Below are 22904 nucleotides of genomic sequence, written 5' to 3' on the forward strand. Positions count from 1 at the left end.
CGCCTTTGATCAGCTTAATGCGCTGTTGCCGATGGGCTGGCACCTTCGGCCGCCTTGGCGGCTGCTGCTGCGGCCTCTTCTGCGGCTTCATCCCATTCGACAGGCTCAGGCTCGCGGATCAGCGCGTGTTTCAAAACCTCCGAGACATGCGTGACCGGGATGATTTCCAACCCTTCTTTCACGTTGTCCGGAATTTCTGCCAGATCCTTTTCGTTTTCTTCCGGGATCAGAACGGTCTTGATACCACCGCGCAGTGCCGCCAGCAGTTTTTCCTTCAAACCACCGATTGGCATCGCGTTACCACGAAGTGAAACCTCACCCGTCATCGCGATATCCTTGCGGACCGGAATACCGGTCAGCACGGACACGATCGAGGTCACCATCGCCAGACCGGCGCTTGGGCCATCCTTGGGCGTGGCACCATCCGGCACGTGGACGTGAATATCCAGCGTATCGAATTTCGGTGGCTTCACCCCGATCTGGGGCGAGATAGACCGCACATAGGACGAGGCCGCGTCGATGGATTCCTTCATCACATCGCCCAGCTTACCGGTGGTCTTCATCCGACCCTTACCCGGCAGTTTCAGCGCCTCGATATGCAGCAAGTCGCCACCTACGGACGTCCACGCCAGACCGGTGACCACACCGACCTGATCATCCTGTTCGGCCAGACCGTAACGGAATTTTGGCACCCCCAGGAATTCATCCAGATTGTCAGGCGTAACAATGACTTCTTCCGCCTCATTCTTGATGATCTTGGTCAGCGATTTCCGCGCCACCTTGGCGATCTCACGCTCAAGGTTCCGCACACCAGCCTCACGGGTATAGGTGCGGATCATCTTTTGAAGCGCCTCATCTGTCAGCTCAAACTCCTTGGCTTTCAGACCATGGTTTTTCACTTGTTTGCTGATCAGGTGCTGCTTGGCTATCTCGCTCTTTTCCTCTTCGGTGTAACCGGCCAGCGGGATGATCTCCATCCGGTCCAGCAGAGGCCCTGGCATGTTGTAGCTGTTCGACGTGGTCAGGAACATCACATTGGACAGGTCATATTCGACCTCAAGGTAATGGTCCATGAACGTGCTGTTTTGCTCAGGATCCAACACTTCAAGCATGGCCGAGGCCGGATCGCCACGGAAGTCCTGCCCCATCTTGTCGATCTCGTCGAGCAGGATGAGAGGGTTCGTGGTCTTTGCCTTTTTCAGCGCCTGGATGATCTTGCCCGGCATCGAGCCGATATAAGTCCGACGGTGGCCGCGGATCTCGGATTCGTCGCGCACGCCACCCAGCGAGATGCGAATGAATTCGCGCCCCGTTGCCCGTGCAACCGACTTACCCAAGCTGGTCTTACCAACACCCGGAGGACCGACAAGGCACAGGATCGGACCCTTCAGCTTTTTCGAACGCTGTTGAACCGCCAGATATTCGACGATCCGTTCCTTGACCTTTTCCAAGCCATAGTGATCGGCATCCAGAATGTCCTGCGCCCGGCCCAGATCCTTTTTGACGCGGGATTTGGTGCCCCACGGCAGTGACAGAATCCAGTCCAGATAGTTGCGAACGACGGTGGCTTCAGCCGACATCGGGCTCATGTTGCGCAGCTTTTTCAGCTCGCCCTCGGCCTTTTCACGGGCCTCTTGCGACAGCTTGGTCTCGGCGATCTTGGCTTCCAGTTCGGCGACTTCGTTGCTGCCGTCCTCACCATCGCCAAGTTCCTTCTGAATGGCCTTCATCTGCTCATTCAGATAGTACTCGCGCTGCGTTTTCTCCATTTGGGATTTGACGCGCGTCTTGATCTTCTTCTCGACCTGTAGAACCGACATTTCGCCCTGCATCAGGCCATAGACCTTCTCAAGCCGCTCGCTGACCGAAAGGGTTTCCAGCAGTTCCTGCTTTTGCTCGACCTCGATACCCAGATGACCCGACACAAGGTCAGCCAACTTGGCAGGTTCGGCGGTTTCACCTACGGCGGCTAGGGCTTCTTCGGGGATGTTTTTGCGCACTTTTGCGTAGCGCTCGAACTCGTCCGCAACGGTGCGCAGCAACGCTTCGGTCGTGGTGACATCGCCCGGGATTTCGGTCAGGTATTCGGCGCGAGCCTCGAAAAACTCTTCATTTTCAAGGAACTCGGTGATCTGCACGCGTGCTTGCCCTTCGACCAGCACCTTTACGGTACCATCGGGCAGCTTCAGCAATTGCAGAACGTTGGCCAGAACACCCGAGCGATAAATTCCGTCTTCGGCCGGGTCATCATCACCCGGATCAATCTGGCTGGACAGCAAAATCTGTTTGTCGTCCTGCATCACCTCTTCCAGTGCGCGGACGGATTTTTCCCGACCCACGAACAGCGGCACGATCATATGCGGGAACACCACAATATCGCGCAGCGGAAGTACGGGGTATGAGGAATTAAGGGGCTCTTGCATGCTCAATCCTTATCGTTGGCAAGATGGCTCCGGTCCCTGTTCAGGCAACGCTCGGCCATCTCCTGTCTTGGACGATAAAGGTGGGGCCTCATCGCCCTTTTTCAACCTTACCGCCATGTATCGCGATTCAGAATGGCCCGAGGTTTAGCGGACTGCAAGGCGTCCAACGAACATATCCACGGAATTTAACAAAACATGCCAACAAGGCTTAGAATGCGTGCGCTAGAACACCCTTTGAACTGCACAAGACAGGAAAAATCCGTGCCCGTCCTCATTTTTGCACTCCAAACCCTTTGTCGAGGAATGGCAAACAAATCCGCCAAATTTACCGGTCACACCATATTCGGCCCGATCAAAGCCGTCGCGATGAAGGTTGAGAGGTCGGCACAGCATTTCGACCGGCCCGGTGTTTGCCATGAAGAAATCATGCCCCCAATCGGATTGGCAATCAGACGGGCGCGGCAAGGCTGGATCACCCCGGCGCTCGATGATGGTACAGTAGATATCTGCGGCGTTCAGCTCTTGCCCGACCGAGCATTGGATATTTTCCGACGGAGTTTCAAAAGTCCAGACGTCGGCATAAGCCCCAGTCGCAATCACTGCTAGAACGGATAACAATCCAATTAGGCGAGGCATCGAAACCCCAACGAAAAACAGAAAATTTCTTGGTTAATCAGTCGGTAGATTACCAAAAAATCAGTGTTCTGTCATCAAGGGTTCAATGCTACAGCGGTTCGATATCGCCTTGCGCCCTCTGTGCGTGAAACTCTGCCTGCCATGCCTCGAATGTTCCGGCTGCAATGGCGTCGCGCATGCCCTGCATGATTTCCTGAAAGTAATGCAGGTTGTGCCAGGTCAACAGCATGCCCGAGATCATCTCGTTAGACCGGAACACGTGATGAAGGTATGCCCGCGAATAGTTCGAACAGGCTGGGCAAGAACATGCCTCATCCAGTGGTCGCGGGTCGTCGGCGTGACGAGCGTTTTTGATGTTTACAACGCCGTAACGGGTGAACACCTGTCCGGTGCGCCCAGAACGTGAAGGCAAGACGCAGTCCATCATGTCGATACCACGTGCAACCGCACCGACGATGTCGTCCGGCTTGCCGACCCCCATCAGGTAACGCGGTTTATCGGTGGGCAGGAAATCGGGCGCATAGTCGAGACAGTCGAACATGGCCTCCTGCCCCTCACCCACAGCCAGACCGCCGACAGCGTAGCCTTCGAAACCGATGGATTTCAGAGCTTCGGCGCTTTCCTCGCGCAAGTCCTGTTCCAAACCGCCTTGCATAATACCGAACAACGCATGGCCCGGACGATCCCCGAACGCCACGCGCGAACGGTCTGCCCAACGCATCGACAGGCGCATCGACTCGGCGATGCGGTCGCGATCCGCGGGCAAGGCCGGGCATTCGTCGAAGCACATGACAATGTCAGACCCCAGCAAGCGCTGAATCTCCATCGACCGTTCCGGCGTCAGCTCGTGTTTGGATCCGTCGACATGGGATTTGAACGTCACGCCCTTTTCGGTCAGCTTGCGCAGCCCGGCCAGCGACATGACCTGAAACCCACCCGAGTCGGTCAGAATGGGCCGATCCCAGTTCATGAATTTGTGCAACCCACCCAACCGGTCGATACGTTCCGCCGTGGGGCGCAGCATCAGGTGATATGTATTGCCGAGCAGGATATCCGCTCCGGTCGCCCGCACACTTTCGGGCATCATCGCCTTGACTGTTGCAGCGGTGCCCACGGGCATAAAGGCCGGCGTGCGCACTTCACCCCTCGGCGTGTTGATCACGCCGGTTCTGGCCTTGCCATCGGTGGCTTTCAGGTCAAATGAAAAACGCTCGGTCATGGGGGTGCCTCGGGGTCTCTGAACCGGGCAGCATTTGCCCGATCTGTCGGTCCAATGCAACCCGTCAGGGCAGTGAGGCGACGCGGTCCGTGAACAGATGCACCACCCCTGCCCCATCTACATCCCGACACACACGAACCGGAGGTCGCGAAGGGTCGGGACGAGTCGCGCCAATTTCAGCCCCCTCGGTCATCACGCGCAGCCCTGTTTCGACCATATCGAACATCGGTTCATGGGTGCAGGCAATCACAGCCGTCGAGTCGTGCAACCCACATCCCTCTAGCCCGCCAACCTCTTTGTAGAACTTCAAATAGAACCGAGAGATATCGCGCAGAAACCCACCCATATTGGGTGATCGTTCTGCCAAAGCCTCGAAATCAGCGGTTTCGTACAAGGTTTTCAACGTCACATCCAAACCCACCAAGACCGTTTGCGGTGGTACCGCAAAGACTTCATCCGCAGCCTGGACGTCGTGATAGATGTTGGCTTCGGCGAATTGCGTGACGTTTCCGGGACAGTAAACCGCGCCCCCCATGATCACCAACCGTTTGATATTGAACGCAAACTGCGGATCCAAACGTATAGCAGCGGCGATATTCGTCAGTGGACCAACTGCGCAAACGACCAACTCGTCCTTATGTTTACGCGCCATATCGACCAGGAACTCAGACGCTGGCTGGGCGTGATTAGCTCCAATCTCTGGAATCTCGGTCACATCGCCAAAACCTTCAGGCCCATGAACATGATCCGAGGGGTCATGGCAGCTTTGGCCCACCGCATAAGCCGCACCTTCGGCCACAGGTACTTCCAACCCCAGTTTATCCAGCAAAAACCGCGCATTGCGGCTGGATTGGTGAATGTGTGTGTTGCCGAAAACCGTCGTCAGACCGATCAAGTCAATCTCGGGCGCGGCAGCGGCATAAGCGATGGCCATGGCATCGTCGATGCCGGGATCTGTATCGATGATCAGTTTCATAGCGCCCGATACCGCAAACAGGACGGGATGCAAAGCGGTCACATTCCCGAATTTCCACCCTGCACCCACAGCTTCAAAGATTTGCATCTGCGCCCGTTCATCCCATACCAGAGTTGAAATCGGGCGACTCAATCCCCACATGTATACAATAGTACACAATAAAAGAGGACAGATATGACCGAAGACCAGATTATTGGCTTGCTGACGTCCAATATCATTTACGTACTGGCGGCGGTGTTGATCATTGTCGTCATTTTCAAGGGTATTAAAATCGTTCCACAATCGGAAAAATACGTGGTCGAACGGTTTGGCCGACTGCATTCAGTGCTTGGCCCAGGAATAAATTTTATCGTTCCTTTTCTGGATGTTGCACGTCACAAGATATCAATTCTGGAACGCCAGCTGCCAAATGCGACCCAAGACGCAATTACCAAGGACAATGTTCTTGTGCAGATCGACACTTCGGTGTTTTACCGCATTCTCGAACCGGAAAAGACGGTGTATCGTATTCGTGACGTAGATGGTGCTATTGCGACAACTGTGGCGGGTATCGTGCGGGCGGAAATTGGTAAAATGGATCTGGATGAGGTCCAATCGAACCGCGCTCAACTGATCGAGCGCATACAGGAAAGCGTCGAAACCGCCGTGGATGACTGGGGTATCGAAGTGACACGCGCCGAAATTCTGGACGTGAACCTGGATCAGGCCACCCGCGACGCGATGCTGCAACAGTTGAATGCTGAACGCGCCCGCCGTGCGCAGGTGACCGAGGCTGAAGGTCAGAAACGCTCGGTCGAGCTGAGTGCTGATGCCGAGCTGTATGCCGCCGAACAAACCGCCAAGGCGCGCCGCATTCAGGCCGAAGCCGAAGCTTATGCAACCGGCGTGGTCGCCAAGGCCATTCAGGACAACGGCATCGAGGCCGCCCAGTATCAGGTTGCCCTGAAACAGGTCGAGGCCCTGAATGCTCTGGGCAATGGCACCGGCTCGCAAACTATTGTTGTGCCCGCCAACGCGCTGGAAGCCTTTGGCGACGCGTTCAAAATGCTGAAAGGAGGAAAATAATGGCCGATCCCTTCTGGCTGACCTGGTGGCTTTGGCTGGCCGGAGCGCTGGCCTTGGGTATCCTTGAGATCGTCCTTCCTGGTTTTATCTTTCTGGGCTTTGCGATTGGGGCCGCCGTCACTGGGTTACTGCTGATCATCCCCGGCATCACGCCATCACTGCCAATCCTTTTGCTGATCTTTGCAGCATTGTCCCTGATCGCGTGGCTTGTGTTGCGCCGTGTGTATTCCCTGCCCCACGGTCAGGTAAAAACCTTCCGGCATGACATAAATGACTGAACCTGTCTGGCGCCCCTCAGGGGGCGTCATTGCGCCTCTGGACGCTGCCGTTGGCTTTCCCTATATAATTGCTCAGGTAACAGACCCGAGGCACAAATGACTCATCCGAGTGAACACCTAGAAGGCACACCGCTGATTGCACCTTCGAGCGTTGAGCATCCTTTGTATGACAACGTGGTAGAAGCCTGCCGCTCGGTCTTTGACCCTGAAATCCCGGTGAACATCTACGACCTTGGTCTGATCTACACGATCGACATCACTCAAGAAAACGCGGTGAAAATCATCATGACGCTGACCGCGCCCGGCTGCCCGGTTGCCGGTGAAATGCCTGGTTGGATCGTCGAAGCGGTAGAGCCCGTCGCAGGCATCAAAGAGGTTGATGTCGAGCTGACATGGGAACCGCCCTGGGGCATGGAAATGATGTCCGACGAAGCGCGGCTTGAGCTTGGCTTTATGTAAGCCGGGCAAATAACCACCTGACATAAAAGCTTAATATTTCTGTCATCAACGCGTTGAAAAACCGTTACCAAAAACTGGTGATAGTTTCCGCGTGTCCATGCTTGCATCCCGCCAAGCGCTGGCCGGGCCTGTGCTTGCCCCCCCTTAAAGGCCCGGCCGAACGACCAGAACAATAGACCGCTCTTGCCCGAGAGCGGTCTTTTTCAGGCTAAAGCGCGACTTATTGCACGCCGCATTTGGATTTGATTTCCGCCGCCCGTTCATCCAAGGCTTTTACATAATCGCCTGACAACATGGACAATCTTTTGTTTTCAGTTCCTGTTATTAGACCCAAAAGCGCCCCAGCGGGCAGAATTGATACCACACTTTCCACCTGCTGATCCTGCGCATGCTTCTTCTCGGCTGCAATTGCGCGCAAGTCGCCTTCGGCAGTTGCACAATTAACGGGATGCCTTTTTAGCTTTGCCTCAGCCAAGGCCGCGCTTGAAATTAACGGAGACATGGCAACAATCAACGCCAACGCAATGCTTTTGCAGGTAAAATTTATCTTTCCCATTTTGCTTCACCCTGTATCAAACTGCCAGAAAATACCTGTGCTCAGCTAAGGTCAGCTTGTTTCAAAACGCAAGTACATTCACTAAAGCTCCGAATTGTTAGGTAAGAATGGCTGCTATGCCTTGAGCCATTGCCCGGTCGGTACTAAATTGAAGGCTACGCGCGACAACGGAGATCACAATGTTCGGCATTCCCGGCAAACAGGCCGTGACCATTACGCCTAAGGCGGCAGAGCAGATTGCCCGCCTGATGGATACTGGCGGCCATGCGGGCCTGCGCATCGGCATCAAAAAAGGTGGCTGCGCCGGCATGGAATACACGATGGACTATGTCGATCAGCCGGAGACGAACGACGAGGTCGTAGAACAGGATGGCGCGCGGATCATGATTGCACCGATGGCGCAGATGTTCCTGTTCGGAACCGAGATCGACTATGAGGTCTCGCTGCTGGAATCCGGATTCAAGTTCCGCAATCCAAATGTCGTTGACGCGTGCGGCTGCGGCGAATCGATCAAGTTCGACGAAAAACTGTCTTCTCAATCTTAAAACACCGTAAAGCACAGGTTTCCCACCTTTGATTGCGGTAGGCGCTGCCGTTTTTATGGCTGCGCTGGAACCGCAATTGTCAGCCCGGGCTGGCGATGCTATCCGGTTCCAGAATTTACGAATTTCAAGGAGATCGGGATATGCGGCGCAAGCTGGCGGCTGGGAATTGGAAGATGAACGGAACCACAGCAGCGCTGAGTGAGCTGGATGCTCTGGCCCGCGCCTTTCCTTCGCCGACGGTCGACATTCTGATCTGCCCGCCTACTACACTGCTGCACCGAGCGGCTGAAACTGTACGCGGGGCCGGTGTCGCCGTTGGAGGACAGGACTGTCACGCTGCGCCCTCGGGCGCGCATACGGGTGATGTCAGCGCGGATATGCTGGTCGATGCCGGAGCCAATGCCGTCATTCTGGGCCATTCCGAACGTCGCGAAGATCACGGTGAACAGAATGAAGCCGTCCGCGCCAAGGCGCGCGCAGCCATGGACGCCGGGTTGAAGGCGATCATTTGCGTCGGCGAAAGTCTGGAACAGCGTGAGGCCGCCAATACGCTTGATATCATCGGCGGCCAACTGTCGGGTTCGATCCCGGATCAGTCGACCGGTGAGAACCTGATCGTTGCCTATGAACCGATCTGGGCCATTGGTACTGGAAAGGTGCCGACGCTGGATGAAATCGGAGAGGTCCACGACTTCATCCGCAACCGTCTGGAGCGGCGCTTCGGCGAAGGCGTCGGCCGGTCTGTACGCCTGCTTTATGGTGGATCGGTCAAACCGTCTAATGCTGCCGACATATTTGCCGTGTCGAATGTGGACGGCGCACTTGTCGGCGGGGCCAGCCTGAAAGCACAGGACTTCTCCGGTATTATTAACGCGCTGCAAAAGGCCTGAGTTACTGCTCAGGCCAGTTTCATTGTCACCAGACCCGTCACGATCAAAGCCGCCGCGATGATACGCGCGGCATTTACCGTCTCGCCCAACAGCATGATGCCCACCAGAAACGCGCCGACCGCGCCGATGCCTGTCCAAATGACATAGGCCGTGCCCAAGGGCAACGTACGCATCGCCATGGCCAGTAAACCGAACGAGCCGATCATGGACACCCCCATGATCACGGTCGGCCAAAGCCGCGTGAAGCCTGCAGATTGCTTCATGGCGACGGCCCAAACGATTTCAAGCAGGCCAGCAAATAACAGATATATCCAGGACATAAAGACACCTCGAAACTCTTCGGGTCGTCCCGAATGATCACCCGCAATGGGGAGGTCGTCCTCTGCCACCGATGTGGGAAGGCTGGCCACAACTTCAAGTGGCTGGCAAAGAAAAAGGCCGGGCAGATCGCGCTGCCCGGCCTGAACGAAGGGTTATCTTCGCTAGTTCGTTATGATTTCCGGCCCCATGAAGGTATTGGGCAGGAAGGTCGATATCCACGGGATATACGTCACCATGATCAGGAAGACGAACAGTACAGCCAGGAACGGCAGCGCCGCCTTCACCACACCCATCATTGGCATTCCCGCTACACCCGAGGTCACGAACAGGTTCAACCCGACTGGGGGCGTGATCATCCCGATCTCCATGTTCACCACCATGATGATGCCCAGATGGATCGGGTCGATGCCCAGCTCAATCGCAATCGGAAAGACCAGAGGCGCCACGATGACCAGCAGGCCCGAGGGCTCCATGAACTGACCACCGATCAGCAGGATCACGTTAACCACGATCAAGAAGGTTACCGGCCCCAGACCCGCCGACAGCATGGCGCTGGCGATATGCTGTGGCACCTGTTCGTCCGTCAAAACGTGCTTCAGGATCAGGGCGTTGGCAATGACGAACAGCAGCGTGACGGTCAGTTTACCGGCCTCGAACAACGTATGTTTGGTGTCCGGATGGAAGACAGCCGTGATCAGCGCATAGGGTTTCTTGATCAGCGGCAGGTTCGCCTGACCCTCTTCTGTGCTAAGTGGCCCCATATCCTTGTAGACAAAGCTAGCAATCAGGAACGCATAGACGGCTGCCACAGCCGCAGCTTCGGTTGGGGTAAAGATACCGCCATAGATTCCGCCAAGGATGATGACGATCAGGAACAGGCCCCAACCGGCTTCGCGCGCCGAGGTAAAGACCTCGCCCCACCCTTTCCATTCACCTTTCGGCAGGTTCTTGACCTTTGCCATGACATAGATGGTGATCATCAGCATCAGACCGGCCATCAGGCCCGGAATGACACCGGCAAGGAACATGCGCCCGACCGAGACTTCAACGGCAGCGGCATACACAACCATCACAATCGACGGTGGGATCAGAATGCCCAGTGTACCCGCGTTACAGATCACTCCGGCGGCAAATTCCTTGGAATAACCCACTTGGCGCATCCCTGCGATTACAATCGAACCGATGGCCACGACGGTCGCCGGCGACGACCCGGACAGCGCCGCGAACAACATACAGGCAAACACGCCCGCAATTGCAAGACCACCCGGCAAATGGCCCACACAGGCAATCGAAAACCGGATGATCCGCCGCGCTACTCCGCCTGTCGTCATGAACGATGACGCGAGGATAAAGAACGGGATCGCCAGCAGGGTAAAGTGCCCCTCAAACGCCTCGAACAACGTACCGGCGACTGACGCCAGCGAACTGTCGGAATACATCAGCAGGAACAGGGTTGAGCTGAGGCCCAGAGCTACCGCAATCGGAACCCCGATCAACAGCAGGCCAATGACCATCGAGAAAAGAAATACAACGTCCATCAGTCATGCTCTCCTTGCTGAGCGCGCACTTCTTCGATCTCGTCTTCAACCTCATGGCTGGCGACAATGCGGTCGGCCTCGCCCCGCCAAATCTGAACGGCGGCCTGCGTAAAGCGGACCACCAGCAGCAGCATCGACAACGGCAGGATGAAATACGGTACGACTTTAGGCAGCTTCTCGTAGGCCTCGTCGTAGTTGATCATCGCTTCCAGGAATCGCAGCGGCGCGACCATGGGGATATCGTCCACCTCATAGAAACTCTGACTGCGGGCGTCGAAATTGAAACCCGTTGGGAACCAACGGCCCGATGTGGGCGGCAAATCTGCAAACACGGCCCAATAGTCGTACGCGCCTTTGAGCATCAGCAGCGAAAACACCAGACAGCAGCCCACTGCAATTAACGCCAGAACGCGACGCGGCGCCGGGGCCAGCATATTCAGGATGGCATCCACACCCAGATGCGCGTGCTTTTTCACCGCATATGACGCCCCCAGCAGCACCAGCCAGCCAAAGGTGAACACCGTCAGCTCCAGCGCCCACAGTATGTTGGAATTGAACACGAACCGCGCGATCACATTGGCAAAGGTCACGGCCGTCATCAGGCCCAGCAACAACGCAATCAGGGTTTCTTCGATATGGTCGACCAGCCCGCCTTGGCCGGGTTTCGCACCAGACATCTCTTTAGTCCCCGCAAATTTTTTGTGATGAGAGTGATAGCGGGCGGGCCTATTTTATCGGCCCGCCCGGCCTGCGCGTCAGCAACTCCCCAGCCCTCTGACGCACGGCATGGACCGGGATCAGAACCCGGCGTTGATAGCCTGAGCAGCGTCGATCTTGTCCTGACCCACATCGTCGGCGAACTTGTCCCAAACCGGTTTCATCGCATCGACCCAGGCCTGACGCTGTTCGGGATTCAGATCACGAATGATACCGCCCGCATCCGTGATCGAGGCCTTGGCGGCTTCGTTGACAGAAAAGGCTTCTTTGTTCCGGGCCTCGGTAACCTCACCCAGAATGGTCAGGAATTGATCGCGTACTTCTGGATCAAGGCTGTCCAGCCAATCCACCGAGGTCACGACAAGATAGTCGATGATGCCGTGGTTGGTCTCGGTGATGCCGTCCTGCACCTCAAAGAACTTCTTGCCATAGATGTTCGACCAGGTGTTCTCCTGCCCGTCCACAACGCCCTGCTGCAGCGCGCCGTACACTTCCGAGAACGCCATTTTCTGCGGGCTGCCACCGATGGCCTCCATCTGTGCAACCAGCACGTCCGAGGACTGCACGCGGAACTTCAGGCCATCCGCATCTGACGGATCAACCAGCGGCTTGTTGGCCGACATCTGCTTCATGCCATTGTGCCAGAACGCCAGACCTTGCAGGCCACGGCGCTGCATGCTGTCTTTCATAGCCTGGCCTTCCGCCGAGGCCTGGAATGCATCCACAGCGTCGATGTTCTTGAACATGAACGGCAGGTCAAACAGGCGGAATTGCTTGGTGAACTTTTCGAACTTAGACAGCGACGGTGCGGCCAGTTGCACATCGCCCTGCAACATCGCCTCAAGCACCTTGTCGTCGTTATAAAGTGTCGAGTTCGGATAGACCTCAACACACATCACGCCGTTCATCTCGTCGTTTACACGCTGTTCCAGCAGCGATGCCGCGATGCCCTTGGGGTGTTTATCAGTGTTCGTCACATGCGCAAACTTCACAACGATTTCACCATCGTCGCACGCCGCCATGCCAGTCGTCGCAATTGCAGACAGTGCAATCGCCGTTGCAGCGGTTGTCAGAAATTTCATCAGCCTTTTCCTCCCGGACTTCCTAGATACTCCAATTGGCGCTTGGTTAGCGCCGCATGCCGGGAAGTGAACTGAATCAGCGGATACGGCTCAACGATTTGTTACAACGCGCCACATCCGTAATTTTTCCTTTTTAAATTAGCCTGTTAAATGGTGATCTTTCGATTCATCTATAACGCAACATGTCCCATTGTGTGAAAATCCGCACACGTCTGACGCACGTTGTGCGGATTCTCGCACTTCTGTCGAATCACTTCGAAAGAATCAGGTCTCTCTTAGCTTGATCCAACCGTAGCCTGCGCCAGCGGGCTGCCCGGCCCAACGCCTTTAACCGCATGATAACGCGGTCAAAGGGGACGGGAGAACTTGCGACTACCTCCGGTAATCCTCTGGGCGAATCTGATACCTGGCCAATTTGTCATAGAACGTTTTGCGCGGCAGCTTCAGCGCCTTTGCCGCGTCCGATGCCTTGCCATTGTGCCGCCCCAGCGCTGCAATCAGCAAAGATCTCTCAACCCGCGCCATCTGTTCACTCAGCCCCAAGTCGACGGATTGTGAAACTTCTTCGGGCATCCCCAATACAAACCGCATAGCGGCCGACATCAAGGAGCGCGCGTTTCCCGGCCATTCTCTGACCATGAGTGTGGCGAGATGATCCGAGGTTATCTCGGGTTCCGCGATACCCGATTGTTCAGCTGCCTGTGCCACATAGTGGCGAAAGATCACCGGAATATCCTCGGGTCGTTCAGCCAAAGACGGAATGCGCACGCGCATCACATCCAAGCGATAGAACAAGTCCGCATGAAACCGCCCCTCAGCCGATAAAGAGGCCAAATCCGCCGTTGTGCCCGCCAAAATACGCGCGCCCACGCCCTGTTCGACCAATTCCAGCGCAGCATACTGAGTGGCCTCTGGCATCGCTGAAATCTCATCCAGAAACAGGGACCCGCCAGCGGCATCTTCGCAGACCTGAACCAGCGCCTCAGGCGTCAGACCCGACGACGGCTGTTTCACGAACGAGCCCTGAACCTGCGGCGACATCAGATGAACGACCTCAGCCACTTTCGAAATCCCGCTGCCTGCAGGCCCGGTAACCAGCACCTCGGCCCCGGTGGGGGCGACGGTCCGAACACGCTCTCTCAACGCTTCGGCCTGTGCGGATAGACCAAACAGCAACCGCGCAGCTGGATCTCCGCGCATCAGTTCGTTCTTCAAGGCTCGCCGTTCCAGAACCTGAGCGCGAGCAGCAAAAGCCTTATTCAATACCTCAAGCAGGTCGGCAGCCGCACAGGGTTTTTCCAGAAAATCGAATGCACCCTGTCCCATGGCCCGCACTGCCATGGGAATATCCCCTTCGCCTGTCAACAGAACAACCGGCAGTTCCGGGTCAACCTCATTCGCGTAGTTCAAAAGGTGAAATCCGTCCCGCCCTGGCATGCGGATATCCGACACGATCACACCCGGAAAATCATCACGAATGTGGTCCTTGGCCGCCACAAACGATCCCGCCGTGACCGGATGGTATTCTGCTAATTCCAGCGTCTGCGCCAATGCCTCGCGCACGGCGGCGTCATCATCGACCAATAGAACCTTACGCGTCATGCCACTTTATCTTCCCGGTAGTATTCAAGCTCGACCGTAAACATCGCACCTGTCCGGGCGTTGGACCCTCGGATGTTGCCGCCAAAACTCTGGACCAAACCATACGAGATCGACAGGCCAAGACCCATCCCTTCGGATGAACCAACAGCCTTTGTGGTATAGAACGGCTCGAACAGTTTTTCAGTGTTCTCAATGCCCGGCCCGATATCTCGCACAGTAACAGCCAGCTTCTTTCCGTCATTGATTGCAATTCGAATAAGTCGATCATCCTGCTGGCTCATCGCGTCTGCGGCGTTGTTGATCAGGTTTACAAAGACCTGAACCAGCCGCACCTCTCCACCCCACGCATATACCGGTGCCTTTGGAGGATGCCATTCCATCGTCACGCTTTCGGCACGCAGGCGCGCTTCGGTCAGCTCTACAGCCGTGTCGACCACCTGCCCCAGATCGACCTTGCCCATTGGCTCACTTTCATTGCGGGCAAAAGCGCGCAGGTTCTTGATGATCCGCGCCATCCGGGCCGCCATATCGGAAATGCGTGTCAGGTTTTCGCCAGCCTTTTCTGCACGGCCTCGCGACAGGAACGCAGCCCCATTGTCAGCAAATTGCCGGATCGCCATCAGAGGCTGATTCAATTCATGACTGATGCCGGCCGACATCTGACCCAGGGCGCTTAGTTTGCCGGCCTGAATAAGTTCCTCCTGCGCGTGTTTTAGCGCAGCCTCAGCCTCTTGCCGCTCATGCACCTCACGGCGCAATGCAGTGTTGACCGCCGTCAGAGCATGGGTGCGCTCGGCGACGCGAATCTCAAGTTCCGAATTGGCCTCGGCCAGGGTACGCCTGCGCTCGGTCGCCAGAAACAGCAGGGCGCCAAAGGCTAGGCAGATCGCCGCAACGGTAGCCGCCTGCAAACCGGCCAGACGCCGTGCGGGGGCCACATCCATAACAACTTCGCCCGTCATACCGATCACCGGCAAATCCCGACTGAGGTGTAAGGCACGCTGTGGTAGGTATGGCCCCCACCCCAGCTGCCACAACTTGTACGAACCAAGGCGGGTTTCGGAAAAAACAACCCTTTCACCACTCGGAGGGATCAATCCCAACTGCCCCTCAGCGCGTTGCCAAAATAGCAGTTCGGATCGGTTGGAAATGAACACCAAGCCGGTGCGATCAACAAAATACACGGCTTCGGTGCTACCGCGCCAGGTCTGCTCGATGCCCTCGACATCGGCGATGACGATCAAAGCGCCTGTGACTGTACCATTGGGTGCAAAGTCCGGCGCAGCATAGGTGAAAATCCGGCTTCCCATCTTGGGCAGGACACCGTGGGAACTGCCCAATGCACCCTGCATCGCGCGCTCGAACGCAGGTTGACCTGAAACATTGCCGCCTACAACGTCATGCGCTGCCGCCAAAACGCGCCCCGAAGCGTCAGCATAAAGGACATCGACAGCCGCAGTTTTGTCAGCAACCTCCAACAGCAGGGCTTGGGCGACCGCCAAATCCACAGGGTCGTTCAGGTTGCGCAACTCGGGGTGCCCTGACATCAGAACGGCCAGCTCCTGATACACCTGCAACTGCGTACTGAGCCGATCTGCAGCCAATTCCAGATCCGCTTCGGCTTTTTCGCTAAGCTGCGACAGCGCCTGCCGATACCCATAAGACCACACCCCGGCGGACAACAGCCCGACAGCACACAGAAAACCCAAGATCAACCAAACCCTTTGCATGACTTAGGGTCTTGCATTCAGCGGGCCACATGGCAAGTCTGCCGAGCATGAAGACGGTGTTCCAATCCCCGGTCGAACCGGGTTTCGTTCAAAACCCCTATCCGTTCTATGACGCGGCCCGTAGGCATGGGGACCTTGTATATTGGGATGATTATATGAAGGTCGCAGCAGTTTCGCACCAGGCTGTGCAGGCCTTGCTGAAAGATCGCCGTTTTGGCCGCGAGGTTCCCACCGAACTGCAACGCCCTGGGCCCGACCACTTAGCGCCCTGGTTGATGACCGAGGCGCATTCCCTGCTTGAGGCTGAACCACCCCGCCACACGCGGCTGCGCGCGCTGGTCATGCGAGCCTTTACGTCGCGTGCGATTACCGCGTTGGAACCTTCGATTCAAGACCTCAGCCACAGCTTGATCGACCAATTCCCCGGCACACACTTCGACTTACTGGACGCGTTTTGCACGCAGGTTCCCGTGATCACCATCTGCCGTCTTCTGGGTGTACCCGAAAAAATGTCGCCCGATCTATTGCGATGGTCGCATGCCATGGTAGCGATGTATCAGGCCAGCCGTACGCGCCAGACCGAGGACAAAGCCGCTGACGCCGCGCGTGATTTTACTCTATTCCTTGCTGAATACATCGAACAGCGCCGGACCGATCCCCAGGACGATCTCATCACCCGCTTGATCGCGGCCGAGGAAGAGGGTGAAAAGCTTTCACACGATGAACTGGTCGCCACCTGCATATTGCTGCTGAATGCGGGGCATGAGGCGACAGTTCATTCGTTGGGCAACGGTGTGAAAACGGTTCTGCAACTGGGATTTGATCCCCGAACTTGTGACCCGGACAGGTTGGTCGAGGAAATCCTGCGTTTCGATCCGCCCCTGCATATGTTCACGCGCTATGCCTATGAAGATGTTGAGGTTTTCGGCTGCGACTTCAAACGTGGTGATGAGGTTGCCCTGCTGCTGGGTGCCGCGAACCGTGACCCTTTGATCTGGAGCGATCCGGGGCGCTTTGACCCCTCGCGCCCGATTGTCACCAATACCAGTTTCGGTGGCGGTTTGCATTTCTGCGTCGGTGCCCCGCTGGCCCGGTTAGAGATGCGAATTGCATTGCAAGCTTTGTTCGACCGATGCCCAAACCTGCGCTTAGTCGACGAACCGGAGTATTCGAATACCTATCATTTCCACGGGCTGACCCGGTTGATAGTTCAGGTCTAAGCGGCTTTAGCTTTCGATCAGCGCATTCAGCGGCAGCATTGTGGTGGATTTAATCTCTTCCATCGACAGCAAGGCGGTCACGTTATGAACGCGCACCTCGGAAATTAGGGTCTGATAGAAGACGTCATAAGCCCGCGCGTTTTTGACCCGCACCTTCAGGATATAATCGATGTCACCGGCCAACCTGTGCGCCTCTTGCACTTCGGGTCGATCACGCAGGGCCTTAAGGAACTTGCGCTGCCATTCTGCCTCATGTTCCGAGGTTCGGATCAGAACGAAAAATGTGGCCTCAAACCCCAGCGCTTCGGCATCCAGCAAAACGGTCTGCTGACCGATGACCCCGGCCCCTTTCAGCTTGCGGATTCGATTCCAGACTGGGGTCTTGGAACTGCCAACACGGGCGGCTATTTCATCCAGCGATTGGCTGGCATCGCGCTGTAGCTCGGCCAAAATTTTCCGATCCGTGTCATCTATCCGCACCGACATTCCAATTTTCCCTTTGTTTCGAAACCAGCGTCCCAATTGGCGATCGCAGAAGAACATTTGTCCTTTTTTGGCCGCCCATATGGCGCATTACCGGGAATATTTCCTATATTGCAGGTCAAGTCAAACCAAGCGGAACAGATCATGCAGTTTACGCATTCATATGATGGCACAGGGCACGTCGACTTTGTCGGCGCAGGTCCGGGCGATCCGGAATTGCTGACGCTCAAGGCGCTGAATGCCTTTGCGCGCGCTGACGTCGTGCTGCATGACCGCCTGATCAGCGCCGAGGTTCTGGAACTGGCTGGCAAGACCGCTGTTCTAATCGATGTCGGTAAGGCCGGGTTTGGTCCGTCATGGAAACAGGAAGACATTGACGCGCTGCTGGTGGATTACGTTCTGAAAGGTCAGCGTGTGGTGCGCTTGAAATCCGGCGATCCGACCGTTTTCGGGCGCCTGGATGAAGAGATTGAAGCGGTTGAGGCCGCAGGCATCACCTGGCAGATCGTGCCTGGCATCACCGCTGCGTCGGCAGCCGTCGCCGGGATTGGTCAAAGCCTAACCCGCCGTGGCCGCAACTCGTCCGTGCGCATCCTGACCGGCCATGACATGAAAGGATTTGCCGATCACGACTGGACCGCGCTGGCACGTGCCGGTTCCGTAGCGGCGATCTATATGGGTAAGAAATCCGCCCGCTTCATTCAGGGCCGCCTGATCATGCACGGTGCCGACCGGGACACGCCGGTGACGCTGGTCGAAAATGCCTCGCGCCCCGATCAACGCATTCTGGCCACCAATCTGGCCCAGCTGCCCAATGACCTGGCCGCCGCTGAAATGGACGGCCCCGCCCTGACCTTTTATGGCCTCGCCCCGCGCCAAGCGGCCCAGGCCCTGACCGAATTTAAGAAGGAGCACGCCTGATGGCCCGCGCTTTTACCCCCAAAGTAGTGACCGCCAACGATCTGTTGGAAGGTGATGTTATTTACCTGACCGAGGACGACCGCTGGTCGCGTGATCTGCGCGATGCGGAACTGATCACTGACGAAGCACATGCGCAGGTTCGCTTGCTGGATGCCCAACGCCAGGCCAACAAGATTGTCGGTGCCTATCTGGCGGATGCCGTCGCTGGCGCAACCGGCCCCGAACCCACCCATTTCCGCGAGGATTTCCGCCGTACCGGCCCGTCAAACTATGCCCACGGCAAGCAGGAAACAGCAACGCAGCCCCGGGCCTGACCTCTGGCCTACTCTCTCCCCTTCAAGGCCCCTTGGTATCGGGGCTGCAACTAAGGACAGCTAGACATGTATCGCTACTCCGAATTTGACCACGATTTTCTGGCAGAGCGTAACGCACAGTTCCGCGCCCAGGTCGAGCGCCGCATTGACGGTTCGCTGACCGAAGATGAATTCAAGCCCTTGCGCCTGATGAACGGCCTGTATCTGCAGTTGCACGCCTATATGCTACGCGTCGCGATCCCTTACGGCACGCTGTCCAGTGCGCAAATGCGCCAGCTGGCCCTGTTGGCCGAGAAGTGGGATAAGGGCTATGGCCACTTCACCACCCGCCAGAACATTCAGTACAACTGGCCGAAACTGAACGACGTGCCGGACATGCTGGACGCGCTGGCCGAGGTTGGCATGCACGCCATTCAGACGTCGGGCAACACCATCCGCAACGTAACCGCCGACCATTTTGCCGGCGCCGCGGCAGATGAGGTCGCCGATCCACGCCCCTATGCCGAATTGCTGCGCCAGTGGTCGACCGACCACCCGGAATTCCAGTTCATGCCGCGTAAGTTCAAGATCGCCATCACCGGCTCGGAAGAGGACCGCGCCGTGATCAAAGCGCATGACATTGGCCTGCAACTGGTCGAGCGCGACGGCGTTCTGGGCGCCCGCGTCATCGTGGGTGGTGGTCTGGGCCGCACGCCGATGATTGGCAAGGAACTGTCCGAATTCGTCGCCTTTGACGACCTGCTGGCGTATCTCGAAGCCACCGTTTCCGTTTGGAACCAGATCGGTCGTCGCGACAACAAGTACAAGGCGCGCATCAAGATCACCGTGCATGAACACGGCATTGATGCAATCCGCGCCAAGGTTAACGAACGGTTCCTGCAGGTTCGCTCGCAGTTCAAAGGAGCCGATATGGCCCTGCTGGAGGAAATCAAGGGCCACTTCGCCCCGCCTGCCTTCCGCGAAGGTTCGGTTGCGTCGTTTGAAAGCGCCTATACCAACGATCCGGTCTTCCGCTCGTGGGTCGACACGAACATCGCGCCACACAAGAACGCGGATCATGCGATTGTCACGATCTCGATCAAGAAACACGGCGCGACGCCGGGCGACGCGACGGCTGAACAGATGCGCGTGATGGCTGACCTGGCGGAAGAGTTCGCCTATGACGAACTGCGCATCAGCCATGAGCAGAACGTGATCCTGCCGCACGTCCACAAGTCGGACCTGCCCGCGATCCACGCCAAGCTGAAAGAGCATGAGCTGGCAACCGCGAATATCGGCCTGATCAGCGACATCATCGCCTGCCCTGGCATGGACTACTGCGCCCTGGCGACAGCGCGCTCAATCCCTGTTGCCCAGGAAATCGCGAACCGCTTTGATGACCTCAAGCTTGAGCATGATATCGGTCACCTGAAAATCAAGATCTCGGGCTGCATCAACGCCTGTGGTCACCACCACGTTGGTCATATCGGTATTCTGGGTCTGGATCGCGCAGGCGTCGAAAACTACCAGATCACTCTCGGTGGTGACGGCACCGAGAACGCGGCCATCGGCGATCGCACGGGTCCCGGCTTTGCCTATGACGAAATCGTGCCTGCCGTAGAACGCATCGTTGACACGTATCTTGAGCAACGCGAAAGCGCAGAGGAAGAATTCCTGCAGACCTATCGTCGGGTAGGCATGGCACCCTTCAAGGCTGCCCTCTACCCCGAGGCGCAGGCCAATGCCGCTTGACCTAATCCAGACGGAACTGGGTAAGGATCGTGCTGAACTGACCGAACAGGTCGAAGCATTGAACGCCCAGTTCCGCCATCACAGCGCTCATGATGTGATGCACGGCGCGATTGAAGAGATCGATGAGCTTGCTCTGGTCTCAAGCTTTGGGGCTGAATCGGTTGTGCTGCTGCATATGGCGGCTGTGGTGAACAAGGCCACACCGGTTTTGTTTGTGGATACGCAAATGCTGTTTACCGAAACGCTGGAATACCAGCAGGAGGTGAGCGAGCGTCTGGGCCTGTCGAATGTCCGTATCATTCGGGCAGAGGACGAAGACCTTGAGCGTGACGATCCATACGGTGCTTTGCGGCTGAACGACATGGATGCTTGCTGCAACCTGCGCAAGACCTTCCCGCTACAAAAGGCACTGGCGGGATTCGATGGCTGGATCACCGGGCGCAAACGGTTCCAGTCCGGCTCGCGGGCCGAGCTCGATTTCTTTGAGGTCGAGGACGGAACCGGTCGGATTAAGGTCAACCCGCTGGCCCATTGGGCGCCCGAAGATGTGCGCGCCTATATGGAAGAGAACAACCTGCCGCGGCATCCGCTGGTGGCCAAAGGATACCCTTCGATCGGCTGTGCGCCCTGCACCTCGCCGGTCAAAAAGGGCGAAGATCCCCGCGCCGGGCGTTGGCGCGATCAGAACAAGGAAGAATGCGGCATCCATTTTGTCGATGGCAAAATGGTGCGCGCCGGAGAGAAAACATGAACGTAATCGTAACGGATACGGGGTTCGCCCCCGATGACTGGACCGATGGCTTTGTCACACTGGAAGATGCGGCCAATGATGTGGTCGCACTTGACGTGGCCTCGGATACGGACCCGGATGAACTGTTTGACCGCCTAGGCAACGCCAAAATGGTGCGTGTGGATTTTCCATCCTCGGCCGATGGTCGCGGCTTCACCATTGCGCGCGTCCTGCGCCTGAAGGGCTTCACCGGGCGCTTGCGTGCCAAGGGCCATGTACTGGCCGACCAATATGCGATGGCCCGCCGCAGTGGCTTTGACGAGGTCGAGATTGATCACGCGCTTGCCAACCGCCAGACGGAAGATCAGTGGCTGGCCCGCGCCAACTGGAAAGACCACAGCTACCAGGCCCGCCTGCGCGGCTGAAACCGCCATCGCCAGCTTGTGACCGGAGGGGGGCAAACTGTCCCCTTTTCCTGCCTTGAAACAACGTTTAAACGGAGATGCCGGTCACGCTGACCGACAGTGAAACCATGACAGAGATGAAGCCCGTGACCGAAGCAACCGCCGTGAAGGCCCCCGTTCTGCCTGACGCCCAGACCGTAACAGACGTCAAACACTGGACCGACAGCCTGTTCTCGTTCAAGGTGTCACGCCCTGCCTCGCTGCGGTTCCGCTCGGGCGAGTTCGTGATGATCGGCCTGCTGGGCGACAACGGCAAGCCGCTACTGCGCGCCTACTCTATCGCCTCGCCGTCCTGGGACGAAGAGTTGGAGTTCTATTCGATCAAGGTGCAAGACGGCCCGCTGACTTCGAAGTTGCAGCACATCAAACCGGGCGACCAGATCATCCTGCGACCCAAACCAGTCGGAACGCTGGTGCATGACGCCTTGCTGCCCGGCAAGCGCCTGTGGTTCTTCGCCACTGGCACCGGCTTTGCCCCGTTCGCCTCGCTGCTGCGTGAACCGCAGACCTATGAGGATTATGACGAGGTCATCATCACCCATACGTGCCGCGAAGTGGCGGAATTGGAGTACGGCCGTCAGATGATCGAAAACATCCGTCAGGACGAGATGTTGGCCGAATTGATGGGCGAAGGCTTTGCCGACAAGATTCGCTATTACCCCACGACCACCCGCGAAGAGAGCCCCAAGATGGGCCGCATCACCAACCTGTTGAAAGACGGGACCGTGTTTGCCGATCTGGGCATTGAAGGTGGCATCAACCCCGACACCGACCGTGCCATGGTCTGTGGTTCGCTGGCTTTCAACCTGGATATCAAGGCAATACTGGAAGAATTCGGCCTGCGCGAAGGTGCCAATTCTGAGCCCAAGGAATTCGTGATCGAAAAGGCCTTTGTGGGCTGATCCATTCGTGCGGGCCGCTGGAATTACCGTGGCCCGCGCATAAACCCGCTGCAAACCTGTGAATTTCGGCCATTTCCGCGCGGATGGCGCTTGAAACGGGCC

Annotated in this window: 24 protein-coding genes; 12 read left to right on the forward strand and 12 right to left on the reverse strand. The window is 57.0% G+C overall.

Annotation, left to right across the window (positions count from 1 at the left end):
• Positions 1–14: 14 nt before the first annotated feature.
• From lon to AB1A64_RS07665, 4 genes are all read right to left on the reverse strand, one after another.
• Positions 15–2423 carry an endopeptidase La gene (gene lon / locus AB1A64_RS07650; protein WP_366550860.1) on the reverse strand — a complete coding sequence of 803 codons (2409 nt, stop codon included), beginning with the start codon at positions 2421–2423 and terminating at the stop codon, positions 15–17.
• 222 nt (positions 2424–2645) lie between these two features.
• On the reverse strand, positions 2646–3059 hold the full coding sequence (locus AB1A64_RS07655; protein ID WP_366550861.1) for a DUF6636 domain-containing protein: 414 nt from the start codon (positions 3057–3059) through the stop codon (positions 2646–2648).
• A gap of 88 nt (positions 3060–3147) precedes the next feature.
• Positions 3148–4278 (reverse strand): tRNA guanosine(34) transglycosylase Tgt, encoded by a 1131-nt coding sequence (tgt, locus tag AB1A64_RS07660; RefSeq protein ID WP_366550862.1) that lies wholly within the window; start codon positions 4276–4278, stop codon positions 3148–3150.
• A gap of 64 nt (positions 4279–4342) precedes the next feature.
• Positions 4343–5341 (reverse strand): nucleoside hydrolase, encoded by a 999-nt coding sequence (locus AB1A64_RS07665; protein ID WP_366550863.1) that lies wholly within the window; start codon positions 5339–5341, stop codon positions 4343–4345.
• An 87-nt stretch (positions 5342–5428) separates the two neighbouring features.
• Here AB1A64_RS07665 and AB1A64_RS07670 point away from each other — a divergent pair, with 87 nt between their 5' ends.
• From AB1A64_RS07670 to AB1A64_RS07680, 3 genes are all read left to right on the forward strand, one after another.
• Positions 5429–6319 (forward strand): SPFH domain-containing protein, encoded by an 891-nt coding sequence (locus AB1A64_RS07670; protein WP_366550864.1) that lies wholly within the window; start codon positions 5429–5431, stop codon positions 6317–6319.
• The gene (locus tag AB1A64_RS07675; protein ID WP_366550865.1) at positions 6319–6597 is read left to right on the forward strand and encodes a hypothetical protein; all 279 of its coding nucleotides are present in this window, start codon (positions 6319–6321) and stop codon (positions 6595–6597) included. Before AB1A64_RS07670 ends, AB1A64_RS07675 begins: the two co-directional genes overlap by 1 nt.
• A gap of 96 nt (positions 6598–6693) precedes the next feature.
• Positions 6694–7056: an SUF system Fe-S cluster assembly protein gene (locus tag AB1A64_RS07680; RefSeq protein WP_170348564.1), complete on the forward strand. Its 363-nt coding sequence runs from the start codon at positions 6694–6696 to the stop codon at positions 7054–7056.
• A gap of 220 nt (positions 7057–7276) precedes the next feature.
• On the opposite strand, the gene AB1A64_RS07685 is transcribed toward AB1A64_RS07680, so the two are convergent.
• A complete protein-coding gene (locus tag AB1A64_RS07685) occupies positions 7277–7612 on the reverse strand; it encodes a hypothetical protein (protein ID WP_366550866.1) in 336 nt (111 codons plus the stop codon).
• A 179-nt stretch (positions 7613–7791) separates the two neighbouring features.
• On the opposite strand from AB1A64_RS07685, the gene AB1A64_RS07690 reads away from it, so the two are divergent.
• The gene (locus tag AB1A64_RS07690) at positions 7792–8157 is read left to right on the forward strand and encodes an iron-sulfur cluster assembly accessory protein (RefSeq protein ID WP_366550867.1); all 366 of its coding nucleotides are present in this window, start codon (positions 7792–7794) and stop codon (positions 8155–8157) included.
• A gap of 140 nt (positions 8158–8297) precedes the next feature.
• Complete coding sequence (gene tpiA, locus AB1A64_RS07695) at positions 8298–9047, forward strand: triose-phosphate isomerase (RefSeq protein WP_366550868.1); 750 nt, start codon at positions 8298–8300, stop codon at positions 9045–9047.
• 8 nt (positions 9048–9055) lie between these two features.
• Here tpiA and AB1A64_RS07700 read toward each other — a convergent pair whose 3' ends face one another.
• The 6 genes from AB1A64_RS07700 to AB1A64_RS07725 all read right to left on the reverse strand — a co-directional run bounded on the left by AB1A64_RS07700 (position 9056) and on the right by AB1A64_RS07725 (position 16037).
• Positions 9056–9367: a multidrug efflux SMR transporter gene (locus tag AB1A64_RS07700; protein WP_366550869.1), complete on the reverse strand. Its 312-nt coding sequence runs from the start codon at positions 9365–9367 to the stop codon at positions 9056–9058.
• A 162-nt stretch (positions 9368–9529) separates the two neighbouring features.
• Positions 9530–10906 (reverse strand): TRAP transporter large permease, encoded by a 1377-nt coding sequence (locus AB1A64_RS07705; RefSeq protein WP_366550870.1) that lies wholly within the window; start codon positions 10904–10906, stop codon positions 9530–9532.
• Positions 10906–11583, reverse strand: coding sequence for a TRAP transporter small permease (locus tag AB1A64_RS07710; protein WP_366550871.1), 678 nt, complete (start codon positions 11581–11583; stop codon positions 10906–10908). Before AB1A64_RS07710 ends, AB1A64_RS07705 begins: the two co-directional genes overlap by 1 nt.
• Before the next feature lie 120 nt (positions 11584–11703).
• The gene (locus tag AB1A64_RS07715) at positions 11704–12705 is read right to left on the reverse strand and encodes a DctP family TRAP transporter solute-binding subunit (RefSeq protein WP_366550872.1); all 1002 of its coding nucleotides are present in this window, start codon (positions 12703–12705) and stop codon (positions 11704–11706) included.
• Positions 12706–13077: 372 nt separating this feature from the next.
• On the reverse strand, positions 13078–14307 hold the full coding sequence (locus tag AB1A64_RS07720; protein WP_366550873.1) for a sigma-54 dependent transcriptional regulator: 1230 nt from the start codon (positions 14305–14307) through the stop codon (positions 13078–13080).
• The gene (locus AB1A64_RS07725) at positions 14304–16037 is read right to left on the reverse strand and encodes an ATP-binding protein (RefSeq protein WP_366550874.1); all 1734 of its coding nucleotides are present in this window, start codon (positions 16035–16037) and stop codon (positions 14304–14306) included. The genes AB1A64_RS07720 and AB1A64_RS07725 overlap by 4 nt, the downstream gene beginning before the upstream one ends.
• 47 nt (positions 16038–16084) lie before the next feature.
• Between AB1A64_RS07725 and AB1A64_RS07730 the strand changes: the two genes are divergently transcribed.
• Positions 16085–17257, forward strand: coding sequence for a cytochrome P450 (locus AB1A64_RS07730; protein ID WP_366551256.1), 1173 nt, complete (start codon positions 16085–16087; stop codon positions 17255–17257).
• A 6-nt stretch (positions 17258–17263) separates the two neighbouring features.
• Here the strand turns inward: AB1A64_RS07730 and AB1A64_RS07735 are convergent, their stop codons facing one another.
• Positions 17264–17743 carry an Lrp/AsnC family transcriptional regulator gene (locus tag AB1A64_RS07735; RefSeq protein WP_170348555.1) on the reverse strand — a complete coding sequence of 160 codons (480 nt, stop codon included), beginning with the start codon at positions 17741–17743 and terminating at the stop codon, positions 17264–17266.
• 141 nt (positions 17744–17884) lie between these two features.
• Between AB1A64_RS07735 and cobA the strand changes: the two genes are divergently transcribed.
• The 6 genes from cobA (at position 17885) to AB1A64_RS07765 (ending at position 22802) form a co-directional block, all read left to right on the forward strand.
• Positions 17885–18661, forward strand: a complete 777-nt coding sequence (gene cobA, locus AB1A64_RS07740) for a uroporphyrinogen-III C-methyltransferase (protein WP_366550875.1) — start codon at positions 17885–17887, stop codon at positions 18659–18661.
• Complete coding sequence (locus AB1A64_RS07745; RefSeq protein ID WP_366550876.1) at positions 18661–18975, forward strand: DUF2849 domain-containing protein; 315 nt, start codon at positions 18661–18663, stop codon at positions 18973–18975. The genes cobA and AB1A64_RS07745 overlap by 1 nt, the downstream gene beginning before the upstream one ends.
• A 66-nt stretch (positions 18976–19041) precedes the next feature.
• Positions 19042–20706: a nitrite/sulfite reductase gene (locus AB1A64_RS07750; protein WP_366550877.1), complete on the forward strand. Its 1665-nt coding sequence runs from the start codon at positions 19042–19044 to the stop codon at positions 20704–20706.
• Positions 20696–21457, forward strand: coding sequence for a phosphoadenylyl-sulfate reductase (locus AB1A64_RS07755; RefSeq protein ID WP_366550878.1), 762 nt, complete (start codon positions 20696–20698; stop codon positions 21455–21457). Before AB1A64_RS07750 ends, AB1A64_RS07755 begins: the two co-directional genes overlap by 11 nt.
• Positions 21454–21861 (forward strand): DUF934 domain-containing protein, encoded by a 408-nt coding sequence (locus tag AB1A64_RS07760; RefSeq protein WP_366550879.1) that lies wholly within the window; start codon positions 21454–21456, stop codon positions 21859–21861. Before AB1A64_RS07755 ends, AB1A64_RS07760 begins: the two co-directional genes overlap by 4 nt.
• Positions 21862–21968: 107 nt before the next feature.
• Positions 21969–22802, forward strand: a complete 834-nt coding sequence (locus AB1A64_RS07765; RefSeq protein WP_366550880.1) for a ferredoxin--NADP reductase — start codon at positions 21969–21971, stop codon at positions 22800–22802.
• Positions 22803–22904 lie beyond the last annotated feature (102 nt).

It is taken from the genome of Ruegeria sp. ANG10 (assembly GCF_040705255.1).
Taxonomy (GTDB): Bacteria; Pseudomonadota; Alphaproteobacteria; order Rhodobacterales; family Rhodobacteraceae; genus Ruegeria.

Coding starts and splice junctions, on each gene's coding strand:
- lon (WP_366550860.1), bottom strand. CDS start 2,423: ATGCAAGAGCCCCTTAATTCCTCATACCCCGTACTTCCGCTGCGCGAT.
- AB1A64_RS07655 (WP_366550861.1), bottom strand. CDS start 3,059: ATGCCTCGCCTAATTGGATTGTTATCCGTTCTAGCAGTGATTGCGACT.
- tgt (WP_366550862.1), bottom strand. CDS start 4,278: ATGACCGAGCGTTTTTCATTTGACCTGAAAGCCACCGATGGCAAGGCC.
- AB1A64_RS07665 (WP_366550863.1), bottom strand. CDS start 5,341: ATGCAAATCTTTGAAGCTGTGGGTGCAGGGTGGAAATTCGGGAATGTG.
- AB1A64_RS07670 (WP_366550864.1), top strand. CDS start 5,429: ATGACCGAAGACCAGATTATTGGCTTGCTGACGTCCAATATCATTTAC.
- AB1A64_RS07675 (WP_366550865.1), top strand. CDS start 6,319: ATGGCCGATCCCTTCTGGCTGACCTGGTGGCTTTGGCTGGCCGGAGCG.
- AB1A64_RS07680 (WP_170348564.1), top strand. CDS start 6,694: ATGACTCATCCGAGTGAACACCTAGAAGGCACACCGCTGATTGCACCT.
- AB1A64_RS07685 (WP_366550866.1), bottom strand. CDS start 7,612: ATGGGAAAGATAAATTTTACCTGCAAAAGCATTGCGTTGGCGTTGATT.
- AB1A64_RS07690 (WP_366550867.1), top strand. CDS start 7,792: ATGTTCGGCATTCCCGGCAAACAGGCCGTGACCATTACGCCTAAGGCG.
- tpiA (WP_366550868.1), top strand. CDS start 8,298: ATGCGGCGCAAGCTGGCGGCTGGGAATTGGAAGATGAACGGAACCACA.
- AB1A64_RS07700 (WP_366550869.1), bottom strand. CDS start 9,367: ATGTCCTGGATATATCTGTTATTTGCTGGCCTGCTTGAAATCGTTTGG.
- AB1A64_RS07705 (WP_366550870.1), bottom strand. CDS start 10,906: ATGGACGTTGTATTTCTTTTCTCGATGGTCATTGGCCTGCTGTTGATC.
- AB1A64_RS07710 (WP_366550871.1), bottom strand. CDS start 11,583: ATGTCTGGTGCGAAACCCGGCCAAGGCGGGCTGGTCGACCATATCGAA.
- AB1A64_RS07715 (WP_366550872.1), bottom strand. CDS start 12,705: ATGAAATTTCTGACAACCGCTGCAACGGCGATTGCACTGTCTGCAATT.
- AB1A64_RS07720 (WP_366550873.1), bottom strand. CDS start 14,307: ATGACGCGTAAGGTTCTATTGGTCGATGATGACGCCGCCGTGCGCGAG.
- AB1A64_RS07725 (WP_366550874.1), bottom strand. CDS start 16,037: ATGCAAAGGGTTTGGTTGATCTTGGGTTTTCTGTGTGCTGTCGGGCTG.
- AB1A64_RS07730 (WP_366551256.1), top strand. CDS start 16,085: ATGAAGACGGTGTTCCAATCCCCGGTCGAACCGGGTTTCGTTCAAAAC.
- AB1A64_RS07735 (WP_170348555.1), bottom strand. CDS start 17,743: ATGTCGGTGCGGATAGATGACACGGATCGGAAAATTTTGGCCGAGCTA.
- cobA (WP_366550875.1), top strand. CDS start 17,885: ATGCAGTTTACGCATTCATATGATGGCACAGGGCACGTCGACTTTGTC.
- AB1A64_RS07745 (WP_366550876.1), top strand. CDS start 18,661: ATGGCCCGCGCTTTTACCCCCAAAGTAGTGACCGCCAACGATCTGTTG.
- AB1A64_RS07750 (WP_366550877.1), top strand. CDS start 19,042: ATGTATCGCTACTCCGAATTTGACCACGATTTTCTGGCAGAGCGTAAC.
- AB1A64_RS07755 (WP_366550878.1), top strand. CDS start 20,696: ATGCCGCTTGACCTAATCCAGACGGAACTGGGTAAGGATCGTGCTGAA.
- AB1A64_RS07760 (WP_366550879.1), top strand. CDS start 21,454: ATGAACGTAATCGTAACGGATACGGGGTTCGCCCCCGATGACTGGACC.
- AB1A64_RS07765 (WP_366550880.1), top strand. CDS start 21,969: ATGACAGAGATGAAGCCCGTGACCGAAGCAACCGCCGTGAAGGCCCCC.